The sequence below is a fragment of the Bacillus sp. FJAT-26390 genome, from assembly GCF_001682865.1.
Lineage (GTDB): Bacteria > Bacillota > Bacilli > Paenibacillales > Paenibacillaceae > Pristimantibacillus.
The window spans coordinates 543,512-559,192 of record NZ_MAQX01000033.1; the positions used below are offsets into that span (position 1 = coordinate 543,512).

The 15,681-nt window shown below is 48.7% G+C and carries 17 protein-coding genes; 3 read left to right on the forward strand and 14 right to left on the reverse strand.

Annotated features, from left to right (window positions below; all coding sequences use genetic code 11):
- Nucleotides 1–89: 89 nt before the first annotated feature.
- Nucleotides 90–368 carry an alpha/beta-type small acid-soluble spore protein gene (locus A7975_RS26685; protein ID WP_053373464.1) on the reverse strand — a complete coding sequence of 93 codons (279 nt, stop codon included), beginning with the start codon at nucleotides 366–368 and terminating at the stop codon, nucleotides 90–92.
- A 164-nt stretch (nucleotides 369–532) separates the two neighbouring features.
- On the opposite strand from A7975_RS26685, the gene A7975_RS26690 reads away from it, so the two are divergent.
- The gene (locus A7975_RS26690) at nucleotides 533–913 is read left to right on the forward strand and encodes a DnaJ family domain-containing protein (RefSeq protein ID WP_053373463.1); all 381 of its coding nucleotides are present in this window, start codon (nucleotides 533–535) and stop codon (nucleotides 911–913) included.
- 115 nt (nucleotides 914–1,028) lie between these two features.
- Here A7975_RS26690 and A7975_RS26695 read toward each other — a convergent pair whose 3' ends face one another.
- The 4 genes from A7975_RS26695 to A7975_RS26710 all read right to left on the reverse strand — a co-directional run bounded on the left by A7975_RS26695 (nucleotide 1,029) and on the right by A7975_RS26710 (nucleotide 4,235).
- Complete coding sequence (locus A7975_RS26695) at nucleotides 1,029–1,730, reverse strand: DUF5666 domain-containing protein (RefSeq protein ID WP_141680423.1); 702 nt, start codon at nucleotides 1,728–1,730, stop codon at nucleotides 1,029–1,031.
- Nucleotides 1,731–1,851: 121 nt separating this feature from the next.
- On the reverse strand, nucleotides 1,852–2,367 hold the full coding sequence (locus A7975_RS26700) for an RNA polymerase sigma factor (RefSeq protein ID WP_369688964.1): 516 nt from the start codon (nucleotides 2,365–2,367) through the stop codon (nucleotides 1,852–1,854).
- Nucleotides 2,368–2,557: 190 nt separating this feature from the next.
- A complete protein-coding gene (locus A7975_RS26705) occupies nucleotides 2,558–3,265 on the reverse strand; it encodes a DNA alkylation repair protein (RefSeq protein ID WP_065387138.1) in 708 nt (235 codons plus the stop codon).
- Between the two features lie 271 nt (nucleotides 3,266–3,536).
- Nucleotides 3,537–4,235, reverse strand: coding sequence for a DUF4386 domain-containing protein (locus A7975_RS26710; protein ID WP_065387139.1), 699 nt, complete (start codon nucleotides 4,233–4,235; stop codon nucleotides 3,537–3,539).
- 89 nt (nucleotides 4,236–4,324) lie between these two features.
- Here A7975_RS26710 and A7975_RS26715 point away from each other — a divergent pair, with 89 nt between their 5' ends.
- The gene (locus tag A7975_RS26715) at nucleotides 4,325–5,197 is read left to right on the forward strand and encodes a helix-turn-helix transcriptional regulator (protein WP_065387140.1); all 873 of its coding nucleotides are present in this window, start codon (nucleotides 4,325–4,327) and stop codon (nucleotides 5,195–5,197) included.
- 223 nt (nucleotides 5,198–5,420) lie between these two features.
- On the opposite strand, the gene rlmH is transcribed toward A7975_RS26715, so the two are convergent.
- The 3 genes from rlmH to A7975_RS26730 form a co-directional block, all read right to left on the reverse strand.
- On the reverse strand, nucleotides 5,421–5,900 hold the full coding sequence (gene rlmH / locus A7975_RS26720; protein ID WP_053373454.1) for a 23S rRNA (pseudouridine(1915)-N(3))-methyltransferase RlmH: 480 nt from the start codon (nucleotides 5,898–5,900) through the stop codon (nucleotides 5,421–5,423).
- Nucleotides 5,901–5,903: 3 nt separating this feature from the next.
- Nucleotides 5,904–6,071 (reverse strand): CxxH/CxxC protein, encoded by a 168-nt coding sequence (locus A7975_RS26725; protein ID WP_063845975.1) that lies wholly within the window; start codon nucleotides 6,069–6,071, stop codon nucleotides 5,904–5,906.
- A gap of 385 nt (nucleotides 6,072–6,456) precedes the next feature.
- Nucleotides 6,457–7,821, reverse strand: coding sequence for a S1C family serine protease (locus tag A7975_RS26730; protein ID WP_065387141.1), 1,365 nt, complete (start codon nucleotides 7,819–7,821; stop codon nucleotides 6,457–6,459).
- Between the two features lie 162 nt (nucleotides 7,822–7,983).
- On the opposite strand from A7975_RS26730, the gene A7975_RS26735 reads away from it, so the two are divergent.
- A complete protein-coding gene (locus A7975_RS26735) occupies nucleotides 7,984–8,205 on the forward strand; it encodes a hypothetical protein (RefSeq protein WP_065387142.1) in 222 nt (73 codons plus the stop codon).
- On the opposite strand, the gene A7975_RS26740 is transcribed toward A7975_RS26735, so the two are convergent.
- The 6 genes from A7975_RS26740 to A7975_RS26765 all read right to left on the reverse strand — a co-directional run bounded on the left by A7975_RS26740 (nucleotide 8,174) and on the right by A7975_RS26765 (nucleotide 15,613).
- Nucleotides 8,174–8,980, reverse strand: a complete 807-nt coding sequence (locus A7975_RS26740; protein WP_053373451.1) for an MBL fold metallo-hydrolase — start codon at nucleotides 8,978–8,980, stop codon at nucleotides 8,174–8,176. The two genes, A7975_RS26735 and A7975_RS26740, sit on opposite strands and share 32 nt — an antisense overlap.
- Nucleotides 8,981–9,013: 33 nt before the next feature.
- Nucleotides 9,014–9,769 carry a two-component system regulatory protein YycI gene (gene yycI, locus A7975_RS26745; RefSeq protein ID WP_053373450.1) on the reverse strand — a complete coding sequence of 252 codons (756 nt, stop codon included), beginning with the start codon at nucleotides 9,767–9,769 and terminating at the stop codon, nucleotides 9,014–9,016.
- 25 nt (nucleotides 9,770–9,794) lie between these two features.
- Nucleotides 9,795–11,249: a YycH family regulatory protein gene (locus A7975_RS26750; protein ID WP_065387143.1), complete on the reverse strand. Its 1,455-nt coding sequence runs from the start codon at nucleotides 11,247–11,249 to the stop codon at nucleotides 9,795–9,797.
- A complete protein-coding gene (gene walK / locus A7975_RS26755) occupies nucleotides 11,249–13,096 on the reverse strand; it encodes a cell wall metabolism sensor histidine kinase WalK (protein ID WP_053373448.1) in 1,848 nt (615 codons plus the stop codon). The genes A7975_RS26750 and walK overlap by 1 nt, the downstream gene beginning before the upstream one ends.
- 2 nt (nucleotides 13,097–13,098) lie before the next feature.
- Nucleotides 13,099–13,845 (reverse strand): response regulator YycF, encoded by a 747-nt coding sequence (yycF, locus tag A7975_RS26760; protein WP_053373447.1) that lies wholly within the window; start codon nucleotides 13,843–13,845, stop codon nucleotides 13,099–13,101.
- A 193-nt stretch (nucleotides 13,846–14,038) separates the two neighbouring features.
- Nucleotides 14,039–15,613 (reverse strand): M23 family metallopeptidase, encoded by a 1,575-nt coding sequence (locus A7975_RS26765; RefSeq protein WP_065387144.1) that lies wholly within the window; start codon nucleotides 15,611–15,613, stop codon nucleotides 14,039–14,041.
- Nucleotides 15,614–15,681 lie beyond the last annotated feature (68 nt).

The following is a 15,681-nucleotide window of genomic DNA, read 5'->3' on the forward strand; positions in this document are numbered from 1 at the left end:
TTATGGGAAGGGGAAGTTGTCGGTTTAGGTCATCAAGCCTACTGCGATGTCATTTGAAGTGAATGCTTCTCAGATGGCTTCAGAACGGGCTACTCCCTGTTCGCTATTTGCTCTTGGGCGAGACGGATCATTTCCCTAACCATGGAGCCGCCAATCTTGCCTCCGACTTGGCCGGCTGATTCCGTAGTCAGATGACCATTGTTCCCTGGATGCAGTGGTACGCCAAGCTCCTTTGCCACTTCGTATTTTACGTCGTCCGGTTGATTCGGATTCACGGCATATCCTTCGCGTTTCATAACATCAGCTTTGAATGCTTGCATCCCCTGTTCGACTCCTGGCACCGCATATTTTCTCCTTCTTCTTGCCATCACGCAGCACTCCCTTCGATGTTTTCCCTAACATGCCCGGAAGCGCAACAATTCATCCCGATCCCGCTTCGGTGCGCGTTCATTCATGAGAGGGATGCTGGCTGCACTCCTCAAATAATTTGTTGTAGGGTGTGATAAAATAATATCGAGGAGTTGATAAACCGATGGAATTTATACGCTCGATCGCAGAGGAGAGAATCTTGGAAGCTATCCGCCGCGGGGAACTAGACAATTTGCCGGGCGCCGGCAAGCCGCTTCCACCTAATGATCTGGAGAATGTCCCAGAGGAACTTCGGGTCGGCTTCAAGCTGCTCAAAAATGCCGGGATGATTCCAGAAGAAATGCAGCTCCGCAAAGAAATGGTCACGCTTGGTGATTTGCTCTCCGCCTGCCGAAACGATTCCGACCGCCAAAAGCTTCAAAGTGAGTTGTCGGCAAAGAAGCTACGCTATCAATCACTGATGTCCGATCGCGGATGGATGATGTCGGAAGCGTTCGCCGAATACGAGCATCAAATTCAACAAAAGCTAATCGAGAACGATTAATTAGATAAAGCGTCAGCTTCGCAGGCTTACCGACGAAATTAGGGCACCTTCTCATGAAGGTGCCTAGGCATTTTTTTATTTTATTTCTTCTTGCCATGTTGCTCCCGTATATCTCTTACTTTTGCGGAGCCATATTGTTGTAGATGTGCGTTGCATTTACTTTTCCCGTGCCAACATCCTCTGTCGTGAATCCGGACACGATATTGCCGACTTTAAATTCTTTTTGCAGCAGCTCTTCAGATGGTTCAGCGGCTGTTGGGCCTCCGATGCCCAATTCCGTTTCCGGCGTTACTGTTACCCATAAGTCGCCTACCTTGAAGCTTTTTCCATCTACGCTTACTTCCGTAATCACGCCCTCAATATTGACTGCAGCTTTTCCTTTAATAGGCGGGTTCGTGCTAGTGTCCTTCTGCGGGGCCATATTGTTGTAGATAACATCTGCCGTCACCTTTCCTGTGCTGACATCCTGAGACGTGTAACCCGACACGATATTTCCTACTTTAAATTCTTTTTGCAGCAGCTCTTCGGATGGCTTGGCGGCTGTCGGTTCTTTACTGCCTAGCTCTGTTTTATCTGTTACGGTCACCCACAGGTCACCTACCTTGAAGCTTTTGCCGTCTTCGCTCACTTCGGAAATAACGCCATCAATGTTGACTGCCACTTTACCCATAATAGGAGGCTTTGCTACAACAGCCGAGGGTTGTGGCGTAGCAATCGGCGTGTTCTGGCTCATATTGAAAATGCTGACCGATAATACCGCACATGCTGCAATACCGACTGTCCAACCTGTTAATGTTCTTTTTTTAGCTTTTTCCATTTTAAATGTCTCCTTTTGATTGCTCTTATTTGTTTGTGCTGTTTTTTCCATTTCCAACATCAACTTCTGATAGGTTGCTTCTTTAAAATCCTCACTCGTTTTCACTCGGGACATCCCGGATTTATATAATGATCTCTTCATCCTCAAGGCCTCCAATCTTCTCTTTTAAGATAAGGCGTCCTCTCGCTAGCCATGTACCTACCGTTGCAGGCTTGGACTGCAAAATATCTGCAATTTCCTGAATGGAATATCCCTCATAATAGTGCAGATGAATCGGAATCCGATATTTCTTATCCAAGGCCAGTACGGCCTGTAAGACCTCACTTTCTTCCTTCGGAAGGTAGCTCAGATCTTCGGGAACAGGGTTCCTGCTTTTGAACCACCCGGTTTTTAGCATGTTTTTACTTTTATTAATGGTCGTTCGAATCAGCCAAGCTTTTTCGTGTTCACTGCTATTAAATACAGGGCGCTTTTGCAAATAGGTGAGAAATACTTCCTGTGCCACCTCTTCTGCGTCAGCTATATTTTTCAAGTATGCAAAGGCAATTTTGATCATGCTTTGTGAATATAGATCCAAGGCCTGCCGTACGGATTCATTGAGCTCAAATGAATGGTACACCTCAGCACCCCCTTTCACTATTAATACAACTGAGGACCCTCATATTTTTCATTACGGCAAACTTATTTTGCACACAGATAATTCCAATGAAATAAACGTTCGGCTCGAAGGGATGGAATTGGGAGACGCAAAAAAGCCCGCCAATTGCTGCGAGTGCAATTGTACGGGCTTTTTTTATTTTACATATCGATTATTCAATATTTCTTGACTAACATCTTACATATTTCCGTTTGAAGCCGAGCCGACCTTTGTCCGTCGCCTTTTGGATATTATCAGAAGCGTTAATGAACTTGCTTTTTGCGGTACCGCGATTGACCTCCACCGGGCCAACTTCCTTAGCGGTCTCGACCGCCTTATCATGAAGCTGCTGATAAGATACGCCCACCGTGTACACGAAATTGTTCATCGCGAATTTCGTGCGATCAGGAGCATCATGGATCGTATTTTTTACAAGCTCCAGCATACTGGCTATTTTCCCTTCGGAAAATTCACTATCCGGACGACTTCCGAGCAGCCAGCAGTAGCAGCTCCAGCCCGCCGACATTTTCAGCTCTATATCGCTTGCAATCCATTTATCGGAAACTTCTTGCGCAATATCCGTTTCTGCCAAAGTTACCGCTACCACATAATCCGACAGCATATAAAAATAGGCGCTATCCATCCACCTGTCAAAATCCGCCTCAGTCATTGCTTTAGGTTCCGCGATCACCCCGGCAAAGTACATAGCATCGTAATTCCCTGTGGCATAGAGCTGCTCGGCCAATGGCTGATTGTGTTTTATTTTCCTAAAGATAGGCTTCATCTCGCCTGTGGCCACGCCAAAAAGCGGTTCGTGCGCGCCATTGGATTGGTATATCTTCTTAGTGCGCTCCTTGCCGAGAGCTTCAAGCTCCTGCATGACCATTTCTAGGTTCATTATTGGCACTTCCTTTTTAATGATTTGTCGTTAGGGAGTAAGTGTTCTTTAAGTGAATATATCATAAACTGCTTTAATCCAATTATATCAGAACTAAAGCCGCTTTATTTGGTATAAACACGGCAACCTGTTAAATCTTGTTTGTCTTTTATGCAGTTCCCTGACAACAAACATGCCGCTATTTATGGTACGGTTCACCTTAACCCCTCAAACGGCGAAAGAGGCACTCATGCGGAGTGCCTCACTTCATACTCGCAACCAATTGATGGAGCTAATTCGCTCTTAGTTTTTCAAGGTTTTGCTTGTGAAATCCCTTCACGATTAGCCAGACGGCCAAACTCATCTCATAAACGCCCACTGGCAGTGCGATAAGTCCCTTTGCCACAGAGAATGATCCTATGATATCGAACATATTTAGTAAGCCAGCTATAAAGACCAAAACAGCTGTAGCCATACCTACGATCGCTAACGGTTTTGGTACTAAGCCAGTTCGAAACAGCAAATAGCTATATAGGCTAGTATTGATGCCCAACATCAGATTTGGACCTAGCACACTCGTCCAACTATGAAAAGATTGCAGCACTACACCTATAGTTTGCAGATTTCCTTCACTTGCTGGGCTTGCTGCTTGATATTCGGAACTAAGATGCAGTAAAGCTAGTATACCTACCAAACCAATCGCAATAAAAACAGCTTCCATAAATCGGAGACAAAGATACCCTAAGGCAATATGTTCATTCCAATGACGAAGGTACGGAAACAGCATAACAGCTGTCCCAACAGCCGTCACTACAAGTAAAAGATCATTCAATACACCAATTATAACCTCTGTCTCAGACCCATTTGCCACAGCCATATACCATTGTTCGGATAATACCGGCTCATAACAAACAACCGCTATAATGGAAGCACCCGCAGCTAAGATATAAAAAATTCCGAGTATAATACCGTTCATTCTGTCTTGTTTCATTCGTTTTTTCCTCCTAGTAATTTACTCTTCAGCTGGCTGCGTATGTTATACTGACTAGAAGTAACTTGAAAACTCTTAGAGGTGTTAGTATGGACCATTATGAAGTAGTCGAGAATGCGTTGATCCATATTGAGGACAATTTACAACATCCCCTATCATTGGATTCCGTTGCGAATGCCTTCAACATATCCAAATATTATTTTCACAGATTGTTCTCCGCTATGATGGGTTGCTCGTTAAACAACTACATCCTCACGAGAAGATTAAATGCATCGTTACAATTGATACAAAACAACAAAAACTTGTCTCTAACCGATATTGCTTATCAATTGAATTTTGGTACGCAAGCCTCATTCACTCGCGCTTTCAAACGCCAATACGGCGCAGCTCCAAGTTCTCTAAAAGCAGAAAACAAGAATATTTCTCTGTTACCGATCCCCTCAGTGGTTAGAAGACCCATTAAAAACATTAACGGTGATATTGTCACTGACTTCACACTGACAGAATTCGGAGAGACCCGAGTAAGCGGGATCGCCTTCGAAGTGGATCTAGCAAGCGATGATTACAAAAAGAAGATTCGCTCACATTCAGAAATGTTGTTGAATCACGTTGATGACACCATAAATGGTTCCTGCTACGTGATCTATTCAAACTGTCAACCCGATTCAACCCGTTTCAAGGTTCTGTTCGGGATCCCTCATGAAGTACAGATCGATGAACCGAATTATTTTACCGTTACTATACCTCAGCTCTTTTGTGCCAGGTTCAACTATCGAGGGGATCTTCTTGACATTGGCGATGTCTTGAAAACCGATTATGCAAGATTTCTAAAAATCTCAAAGCAAGAAACTGAAGCCTCAAATATTGAACTCATTCAAGCCTTTGATGATGTTCACGATCTAGAATCTGCCTACCACATCTATGCACCCATCAAAAAACTACCTATTGATTCGGAGATCTAAAATCGCATTTAAGAAATCATGCTGTCGACTTCCTTTCTATTTCGATTTTCAATATTTGATTTAGTACCAATAAAGTAACACAGCGGGTTTTCGTCAGACTTTCCATATCTTGCTGTAATAAGAAACTGGATCATTTTGAGGAAGTGCCTGTAACGAAAAAACGTACCTCTTTCGAGGTACGGAAGGAATTTTATTTAGAGTAAGCTTTTAAAGAAATTCGCCGTCACTTATGATATGGTTCCCCCCGATTTATCTTCACAGCCCGATAAATCTGCTCCACCAGCACCAGGCGCATTAGCTGGTGCGGCAAGGTCATGCGCCCAAAGCTCAGCTTCTGCTGGGCGCGCTTAAGCACAGCGGGAGCAAGACCATTGCTCCCGCCAATAACAAAAGCCACGTGGCTGCGCCCATACGTGGCTAATTTATCGAGCTGGCCAGCGAGATCCTCGCTAGACCAGAGCTCGCCTTCCAGCGCGAGCGCGACAACATGCGCTTCAGGCTTCAGCTGCGCCAGAAGCCTCTCGCCCTCTCGCTCGCGCACAATCGCTTCCTCCGCCGGACTCATCGTCTCCGGCGCCTTCTCATCGGGCACTTCCGTGAGCGTAAGCTTCACGTAAGGCCCTAACCGCTTGGCATATTCCGCTATGCCAAGTACCAAATATTTTTCCTTCAGCTTTCCAACAGCAGCTATCTGTATATGCATTATCTAAACCACCAAAAAAGTAGCCGGCTCATCACAGAAATCGCATTTGCGCGGAGGATCCCAATCGGCGAATTGCGTCTCCTTCAAATCCACTACATCCGGTGCATCTTCATATTCATCTACAAATCGGTCTAATGCCGTCTCCATATGCTCTTTACACACACAATACATACTCTGCACGCTTCCTATCCTAGTTGATTGAATTCCCGATCGTCTTTCCAGCTCTTACTCTTAACAGTCTGTCCAAAATATCTATACACAGCATATCAGAAAACGCCTCTCCATGTGAAGACGACAAATTCTGCACGGCCCCGCGCTTAGCTCTTTATACTAACTTTACACTAGTCCCAACGGACTTTGCTCTTCGCACTAATTCTACACACTTTGCCCTTCTTCCTAAAATCCAACAAAAAAACCGCGGTGCCAAAATGGTTTCCCATTCGACACCGCGGCTACTCTTGCTCTTTGCTCTTTGCTCTTTGCTCTTTGCTCTTTGCTCTTTGCCTTTTACTCTCTACTCTTTACTTTTCACTCTTCAAGCCTCAATCTCTAACCCCTACTCCTCATCCTGCTTCTCACCAAGCTTAAAATGAGTCTTCTTCAATTCCCCGTCCCGGTAATAGCTGATCTCGATCTCATCGCCAATCTTCTTCTGGCTGTACAAATATTTGCGCAGCTCCATCGTGCTTCCGATCGATTGGCGATCCAGCTTGACGATCACATCATTGAACAATAAGCCCGCATCCTTAGCCGGACCAACCGCTTCCAGCACGATGACGCCATCATAGACATCATCCGGCAGCTTAAGCGGCGCACCTCCGTCTTCTAGCACATCGCCTTCGCCTGCTGCTCCGTCTTTGTCCGCCTCCGGCAGCACGCCTTCCTCGCCAGCGCTCTCTTGCGAGTCCTGGAAGCCCTTCTGCTCCCAATACTGCTCCAGATCCATCGTATAGACACCAAGATAAGGGCGCGGCACATAGCCCACTTTAATCAGGCTCTCGACGATTGGCATAGCCAGGTTAATCGGAATGGCGAACCCGATGCCTTCAACGCCGAGATCAGCAATTTTCATACTGTTGATTCCGACCACACGCCCGTTCAAATCAATTAACGGCCCGCCGCTATTGCCTTGGTTGATGGAAGCATCGATTTGAATGACCTCTTGCTCCCAGTCGTACACGCCATCCTGGTTGAGCGATACCGGCACAATTTGTTTGGTTTTGCTTACGCTGCCCGTCGTGACGGACTCCCCTAGCCCTAGCGGATTGCCGATTGCAATAATATATTCAGCGGGACGAAGCGTCGACGAATCGCCGATTTCCGCGACCACATCAATGCCTTTGGCATCGATCTCAAGCACGGCAAGATCCGTAATTTGATCCTTGCCGACAATGCGGGCATCGCGGGCCTCGCCGTTCATCAGTACAACCTTCACCTCTTTTGCTTGATCAATGACATGAAAATTCGTAACGATGATTGCTTTGCCATCCTTCTTACTTATAATGACGCCAGAGCCTACACCCGCTTCGCGCAGCGTGCCTTTATCCTCCGAGTCCTCAGGCAGCGCTTTGCCATTGCCGATGCCAAGCGCAAACTTTTGCAAATTAATGACGCTTACGACGGCCGGCCTTACCTTTGCGGATGCCTGAATCGGACGCTCTAGCGGATCGACGGCCTGAACCCCGCCTGCTGTCGCGACAGATCCTCCTCCTCCGCCAATACCGCCGCCACCGCCGAACACAACACCGAACAACAGCGTTGCGGCAATCGCGCTTGTAATCGAGGATACGAATGCAATGCGGACATTGGACCACTTGCGCCCGCCGCTTTTATATGGAAAAGCAAAGTTGCCTTTTCTGCTCTCGCGAGCAGCGCGCTTGGATACTTTGGTTGAATAAAAATCGTCGTCGAATAAGCTCATTGCGATCGCTCCTCTCGATGCCTCTCGGACATCAAGACTATTTTTTTCAATCTAGGAATGTTTTCGGAAGAACTGACTAAAATAATAATAGATTCGGACGACGCGTACACGAAATAATGAATTTATTTTGTAGAACCGTCCCGCCAAAGGAGAGTTGCTAATATGAAAGCCAAAACCCCCGCAGCTTGGGAGCATGTGCAGCTTGCTGCAAAACTAGCAGACCTAAAGGATGACCACTATCGTACCGTTCTTACGTTAAGCGCAATGCTAGAGATTTTCATAGATAAGGGCATTATTACGAGAGAAGAGCTTAGCTCCAAAGCAGACGCGCTCGACGCGCAGCTGGAATCGCTTATTTCCGCTTCACTTCATCCCATGGCGTAGGTCTGTCATGGTATGTAGCACGCAGCGGATGTTCTTCCTTCTTATAAAATATTCCGTTATCCTCTAATATAGTATTCACGGTCAGCATGGCTAAATCCATTAAGTTATGATCAAGGCTCAAATGAGCCAAATAGACACGTTTCGTTCGGTCCGTCATGAGCTCAAGCAGCGCTTCGCCTGCCGCCACATTCGATAAGTGACCCACATCGCTCAAAATACGGCGTTTCGTATTCCAAGGGTATCGGCCCATTCGAAGCATTTCCGTATCGTGGTTGGCTTCCAGCACGAGTACATCCGAATCGATAATCTGACGCTTGACCTTCTCGCTCACATACCCAAGATCGGTCGCAAGGCTAAGCTTCTCGCCATCCTCTACGAAGCTGTACCCTACCGGCTCCGCCGCATCATGCGAGATCGGATAGGATTGCACCATCATCGACCCGCAGGCGATCTCTTCGCATGTTTCCATAATGACACGTTTCTCTGCGGCTATCGTGCCGACATGTCTTTCCATTGCAGCCCATGTTGCCTCGTTGGCATATATGGGCAAGTCATACTTTCTCGCGAAAGCGCCAAGCCCTTTTATATGATCGGAATGCTCATGCGTGACAAACAGCGCGTCCAATTGATGGCCCGACACTCCCCGCTCACGCATTAGCTCATCCAGCTTCTTCGCGCTCATTCCCGCATCGACAATGACCATTTTCTCGTTCCCCTGTACAATTGTCGCATTGCCGGTCGAGCCGCTTCCCAGTACCGTAAATCGAAGTCCCATAATCGCTCTTTCCTGTCCTTTCTCCCGCTCCCGTTAACGTAAACCGTTCGCTGCCGCTTCCCCTTGCTCTTCATCCGTTGCAACCTCGCCGCTGATCGCGTGCACATAAAACAAATGCCCATTTTCGAGCATAACCCGCCAAGATGGCGCCGATACCTGCTTCTCCGAATCGAAGATTTGGCCTTTATAGCCAAGCTGGATATCCGAGATGACAGCTCCGTCCGGCAAATAAGTTTCAATCAAGCTCGCCATGACCTTCGCGGCCGGCAGCACCTGCTTCGCCTCGCCCGATCCGAGCAGCTCCACCCGGTCCTGCAAGAAGGAGGTTATTTTTTGATTGCTAATATATAGCGTCAGCTTCACATCGAACATCGGACGTCCTTCGACTACCCGGTATAAGACAAATTTGTCCACGCTGCTGTTCAGCAGATCGAATGCGTATTGATCAAGCTCGGGAATTTTGCTCCCTAATGTCTTTACTAACTGTGTCTTTGAATAAATAATCGTGCTGTCTACCGGCTCGTCCAGTATGACAGGCTCCGCGTTTTTGCGGCTGTCGGAGTGAAGCAAGTACGTCAAATCCGCTAGCTCCGGCGTTTCCAGCGGCAGATTGGCCTCCAGCGAAATACGCTTCTGCTGCATCAGCAGCACCTTATCCTGCGGCAGCTCTGCCGTATTCACGTTAATGTTCAGCTGCTCCCGGATATCCAGCCATAGCTGGTAGCCTAACAATACATTGAGCAGCAAAAACGAAATAATAAGTACGTTTTTCGCCCGGCCCCAATCCACTCGCCTTCACCCCCAACCGTCTTTACTATCGCAAACCAACGTCTTTGCCCGTGAGCAGCTGAGTGGCGCCCCTGGCAGCCAAGCTGGCAGCACCCGCGCCGCCTGCGGCTGTAGTCGCCGAGTCTTCCTTCGTGCTGCCATCAGCTCCCTGCTCTGTGGCATCAACCGACTTTGGCGGCTCATAGCCGCTAGGATAAGCCTCTACCAGCGCTTCCTCTGTGCCATCCTTGAGGCGAACCGCCCATACCGGAATGAACCGCAGCCGTTTGTCATCCACCGGCGCCGCTTGAAGCGCCGGGAACAAAGCCGTTACCTCATCGCGTTTCCTGTAATTTCCGAGCTTATTTTTCAGCTCATCGCCGCCAGGCAGCCAACGGACATTACGTGATTCCGATTGTGGGGCGAGTGTAATAAGCGATCTTGCATATTCCGTCACGACCCCTTGCTGCAAGGTCAGCTTCATATATCCATAGCGGAACGGCGGCATCTCAATGACCGGATACTGCTCGACGTACTGTTTAAAGCGAATATATTTGCCTTCCTCGCCCGGCATTGCATTCACAAACCGGTGAACGCCATCCCAGCCGCCATGCTGATTCACAAAGTCTACCGAGGCGTACACGTTGTCGCTGAGCAGATTCTCCGTAATTTGCGGCGCGCTTGGATCGGTATAGCTAATCCACTTGCCATTTTGCTCCACCTGCAAGCCCCGCTTGCCGTCGGTATAGATCTGCGAGCCGCTTCGGTCCTCGATCGCTCTCGTTGTGCTTGGATCAAAGAACACTCGCTGCATCAGATCCGGCGAATACGTTTCATACGGGAATACCATTTCCTTCGACTGAATCGGTGCTGCCGGAAGATAGAGACCGTCCTCCGTCATCGTATACTTTGGCTGGAATTGCCCAAAGCCCACATAATCCTGCACGTCGCGGACCGTTAGATCCGCACGAACCGACTCATATACCATTTGATTGTCCGCACTAAAGAAGAAGGTCCGAACTTCCTCAGAGCCTGTCGTCTTAAAAATCCAAATCCGATCAATCGTCTCATTCAAAAACAGCAGATCGCCCTCCAGCTTAAGCAGCTTTTGCAGCAGCTCAACCGGAATCCCGTTATCGAACCGCAGCTCGATGCCGATATCGTTTTTCCGGATCTCCTCCCAGTTCAGCACGTCCGAAGGGTTCCGCTGGAAGCCCTTAAATTCTCTACCCTGAATCCGCTGATTAAGAATCATGTCATAGAACTGCGTGCCCGGGTAAATGACCGTATGCTTATTACCGCCCAGATGAATGACGAGCTCCTCTGGAAAAATAACGCTCTCCACGCTCGTCGGCGGTCCCATCGGCTCCGCATTCACATAATCCTGGTCGCTTCTTACCGTCGCGCCAAGGCCCGGCATGCTGTAAGCGAGCAGATAGCTTTGCAGAAGGCTAAGCGCTACTAGCACAATCAGCGTTGTCGTCTTTATCTTTTCCTTCATCAAAGCTCACCCCCTTCTTGCAGCAGCGGGAGGGTGAATGTAACCGCAGTTCCCTCATTCAGCTCGGAAGAGAGGGAAATCGTACCGCCATGCGCCTTCACAATTTCCCGGGCAATCGAAAGCCCGAGTCCTGTGCCGCCCATATTGCGCGAACGAGCTTTATCCACCCGATAAAAGCGGTCAAAAATACGCGTTAAATCCTTTTTCGGAATACCGATCCCGGTATCCTTCACGCTGATTGCCAGCAATGCCGAATCGGCCGGCCTCTTCGCCGTTAACTCAATCGTGCCACCGTCCAGCGTATATTTGATCGCATTGGAAAATAAATTATCCAGCACTTGATCGATTTGATCGCGGTCGAGCCAAGCGGATTCAAGCCCTTCGTCGACCCGAACCTTTGCTTTAATCGACTTCTGTCTAAGCTGGAACGAAAACCGGTCAGCCACTTCGTCAAGCATATCGTGCACGTTAGTCTGGCGGCGCCGAAGCGGCGCTTGATTCGAGTCGAGGCGCGACAAGTGCAGCAGATCGGTTACGAGCCTAATCATCCGCTCGGTTTCATTGCGAATGACGCCAACAAAGCGCTCTGACAGCTCCCGCTCTTCAAGCGCGCCGTCATTAAGCGCCTCGGCATAGCTCTTGATCGTCGTAAGCGGCGTCCGCAGCTCATGCGAGACGTTCGCAACGAACTGGCGGCGCGACTGCTCCAGCTTCTCTTGCTCGGTTACGTCCTGAAGCACCGCAATCGTACCGGTCGTTCCTTTGTCTCGGCGATGGATAGGCGTAAACGTAGCCCGCAGCAAACCCTCATTGCCCTCGCTAATCTCCTGCTCATCGAAATTGCGCTCAATAAGCAGCGTCTGGCCGCGGCCTTGCTGCAGCTCTTCCAATCTTTGCTCCGACAGGTCGAACAGCTCCGACAATGCAAAGCCTTCACAGGATCGTACGTCCAGCAGCTCAAGCGCCCGCCGGTTCCATACGATTACCTTGCCATTCTCGTCTGCCGCTACCACGCCATCGCTCATGTTGGAGAGAATTGAAGCGAGCTTCTCGTTTTCTTCTTCATTAACGGATAAAGCTTCCTTGAGCCGAATCGTCATATCGTTAAAGGCTTTGCTCAAGCTGCCGATCTCGTCATCTCCAAGCACCGGCACCTGAAGATCAAACTTTCCTTGCGCAACCGCCTCCGCTTGCTTCGTCAGCCCTTGAATCGGACTTGTAATCGTGTGGGCAAGCAATACGCCGAGCACCCCTGTAAGGCCAAGCGCAATCAGCGTGCCCGAGAAAAAGATTTGGTTGACCCGGTTCACTGTCTTATACAGCTCGTTCATGGACGCTACGACGTACACGACGCCCACGACCTTGTTGTCGTTAATCGTTACCGGCTGCGCAATCATCTTCATGCGCGTATTGTCTTCATCTATAATTTCTTGCTCGTTATCGGTAATGTTTTGGAGCGCCCGGCTTACGGCAAGCGATTTGTTCTTCTTCCCGATGTACGACTGGTTGCCTTGAACGGAGGTCGCTACCACCTTGGCGTTTGAATCCAGCACCTGTACCTCGGCGCCGCTAATACTAAACAAATTTTGAACGACAAGGCTAAGATCCTCCGTCGTGCTCTCCGCGGAATCGCCTTCCGTATCGGGCTTAGCCGCTAAGCTGGGAGCCGCGAATTTGGACAAAATATCTGCCTGCTCCTTCAAATTGCTTGTGAAGCTATCAATCAACGAATTTTTGACGGTGCTTATAAAATAAACGCCGATGAGCTGCATCGCCACCAAGATGAGCAGCAAATAAATAATGACCAGCTTAACCTGAATCGTACGGAAGAAGCTCTTTCCCTTCATCCTTAACTAAGGCCTCCAGACTTGGAGTTGCGCATCATGTAGCCAAGACCCCGCCGGGTCATAATGTACTCGGGTCGGCTAGGATCATCCTCGATTTTCTCGCGCAGCCTGCGGATCGTCACGTCGACCGTTCGCACGTCCCCGAAATATTCGAATCCCCATACCGCCTGCAGCAAATGCTCGCGCGTCATTACCTTGCCGCTGTTGCGTGCCATGTAATAGACAAGCTCATACTCGCGATGGGTCAGATCCAGCGGCTCGCCGTCTTTATAAACCACATACATATCCGTATCAATAAATAAGTTAAACAGCTTAAAGCCCTGCTGCTCTTGCTCGGCCGGAGCCTCCGATGCGCCGTTATTGTCTTCGCCGGAGCCTGCGGGCTTCTGCTGCCTGCGCAGATGTGCCTTCACCCGTGCCAGCAGTTCCCTTGTGCTGAACGGCTTCGTCACATAATCATCCGCGCCTAGCTCAAGGCCCAGCACCTTATCAATTTCCGTATCTTTCGCCGTTAGCATAATAATCGGCATTTGCAGCTTGGTTCTCACCTCGCGGCATACGTCCATGCCGTCCTTCACAGGAAGCATCAAGTCTAGCAAAATCAGATCCGGCAGCTCCTCAAATGCAAGCCGTACCGCTTCTCCGCCGTCAAAGGCGCAGATGACCTGATGACCTTCCTTTTCCAAGTTAAACTTTATAATATCTGCTATCGGCTGCTCGTCATCGACCACTAATATTTTTCCGTGCATCGCTACACCCGCCCGTCGCTTGTCCTTTTTTGATTACCTTCTATTTTAGCACACGTTATCCATTAGTTCACAATGAAACTTCCCTCATGTTAGCAAGGTTTTTCCTGTAGTGCTCTAAGCCGCAGAAATAAAAAAAGAGAATCGCTTCGCAGTATGCGAAAGTGATTCTCTTGGATTGAAATGGGGTATGAAATTATAAGTACTTTAACGGATTTTGCAAAACGCCGTCCTTATGCACTTCAAAATGTAAATGAACGCCAGTCGAGTTGCCCGTGCTGCCCATAATGCCGATCGTATCGCCTTTTTCGACAATGTCGCCTACGCTCGTTTTGTAAGAGCTTAAGTGGCCGTAAACGGTTTTGTAGCCGTTCTTGTGGTTCACGATAATCGCCTTGCCTAGACCCGGCTTCGTGCCGACGAATTCAACTACGCCTGTGTCCGCTACATGAATGTTCTTGTTTCCTGTAAGATCGATGCCGTTATGCATCCGTCCCCAGCGCTTTCCGAACTTGCTGGTCAGTCTGGAGCCCGAAACAGGCATCGCAAAATTTCCTGAGCCTTCGCCCAAAATAACCTTAGTGCCTCGCTCAACGATTTTTGGCTTGGCTTCTTTGATGACTTCCTTCGTAAGCAGCTCCTCGGTTACGACATAACCGTTTTGCTTCACGATGCGATAAGTCATGCGCTTAGAGCCTGCTGAACCAAGCGAAATCGTATTCGATTCGCCAACGCGCATGCTTGCATTTTTCTTGATTTCAACCGGCGGCTCGATCGTTTCGACCTCTACTAAAGTCTCAACCGTCTTCACCGTAAGCTCCGGCTGGAGCACCGTCAAATCGAGAACGTCGCCAATTGTAATTTTGTCGTCCTTAATCCATGCATTGTTCTTATAAATAACCTCTGGTGAAATATCAAACTTCTGCGCGATACAGCCGACGCAATCGCCTTCTTGTACCGTATATTTTGTCGGTTGGATGCTGCCTTGAACGAGCATCTTGTAAATGGCTTCCGCTTCCATGATCTGCTCCGGATCGGTATCGATCGACTCCGTCATAACGGCCTCGATAAATTCGACCTCCGTTACCTCGCGGCCAGGCACCTTGGATGCAGCCTTCGTATCCTTCGCCGGCACAGCCGCTTCCTTCGCGTCGAACGAGAGCGACTTAACTTCCTTTGAGCTCTTCTTTGCTGCGGCAAGCTCAGGCGCAAACTTGCTTTGTACACGAAGCAAGACCGCATCTGCTGTTTGCTGGTCTTTCACAATTCCGATTACTTTGCCGTCAACCTTCACTTCAACGCCAACCGCGTGAGAAGTGAACATTCCCTCCAGCTTGTCCAACGTAACGTCCGTTTCAGGCGTTCCTTTGAAGGCGCTATCGGCCTCATATGTAATCGTACCCGTATCAAGCACCATATTAATATCAGGGTTAGCTTTCTGCACTTCTTCGGTTTCTAACAATACTAGCTGCTCTACTGCTTCTGGATCGCTTACGGTCCCAACAGCTGTTCCATTCATATATACGTTATAAAATTCGACTGTGTTTGCTTGGACATATTGGATTCCGCTAAATCCGGCTACTGTGAGGAGTACGAGAGCCCCGCCCGCTAGCTGAACCGGCTTCTTGCGCCAAAATGGCGTGTTTGCCTTGCCGCTTGCGGATTGTTGCTGAGTCTTGCCATTCAAGTGTTGCGATCGGTCATGCCGAAAGTACTGGATCGCTTGATTCCATACCTTCTGAATCCGACCTTGGTCCCTGAAAACGGTCATGATTGTCTCCTTTTCGCGCTTATGCAACTTTTTTTCCGGTTTCCGACATTAAAAAAAGACGAATTATC

Bases quoted from the DNA above. Each gene is read 5' to 3' on its own strand.
- A7975_RS26685 (WP_053373464.1), bottom strand. From the start codon at position 368: ATGGCAAGAAGAAGGAGAAAATATGCGGTGCCAGGAGTCGAACAGGGG.
- A7975_RS26690 (WP_053373463.1), top strand. From the start codon at position 533: ATGGAATTTATACGCTCGATCGCAGAGGAGAGAATCTTGGAAGCTATC.
- A7975_RS26695 (WP_141680423.1), bottom strand. From the start codon at position 1,730: ATGGAAAAAGCTAAAAAAAGAACATTAACAGGTTGGACAGTCGGTATT.
- A7975_RS26705 (WP_065387138.1), bottom strand. From the start codon at position 3,265: ATGAACCTAGAAATGGTCATGCAGGAGCTTGAAGCTCTCGGCAAGGAG.
- A7975_RS26710 (WP_065387139.1), bottom strand. From the start codon at position 4,235: ATGAAACAAGACAGAATGAACGGTATTATACTCGGAATTTTTTATATC.
- A7975_RS26715 (WP_065387140.1), top strand. From the start codon at position 4,325: ATGGACCATTATGAAGTAGTCGAGAATGCGTTGATCCATATTGAGGAC.
- rlmH (WP_053373454.1), bottom strand. From the start codon at position 5,900: ATGCATATACAGATAGCTGCTGTTGGAAAGCTGAAGGAAAAATATTTG.
- A7975_RS26725 (WP_063845975.1), bottom strand. From the start codon at position 6,071: ATGTATTGTGTGTGTAAAGAGCATATGGAGACGGCATTAGACCGATTT.
- A7975_RS26730 (WP_065387141.1), bottom strand. From the start codon at position 7,821: ATGAGCTTATTCGACGACGATTTTTATTCAACCAAAGTATCCAAGCGC.
- A7975_RS26735 (WP_065387142.1), top strand. From the start codon at position 7,984: ATGAAAGCCAAAACCCCCGCAGCTTGGGAGCATGTGCAGCTTGCTGCA.
- A7975_RS26740 (WP_053373451.1), bottom strand. From the start codon at position 8,980: ATGGGACTTCGATTTACGGTACTGGGAAGCGGCTCGACCGGCAATGCG.
- A7975_RS26750 (WP_065387143.1), bottom strand. From the start codon at position 11,249: ATGAAGGAAAAGATAAAGACGACAACGCTGATTGTGCTAGTAGCGCTT.
- walK (WP_053373448.1), bottom strand. From the start codon at position 13,096: ATGAAGGGAAAGAGCTTCTTCCGTACGATTCAGGTTAAGCTGGTCATT.
- yycF (WP_053373447.1), bottom strand. From the start codon at position 13,845: ATGCACGGAAAAATATTAGTGGTCGATGACGAGCAGCCGATAGCAGAT.
- A7975_RS26765 (WP_065387144.1), bottom strand. From the start codon at position 15,613: ATGACCGTTTTCAGGGACCAAGGTCGGATTCAGAAGGTATGGAATCAA.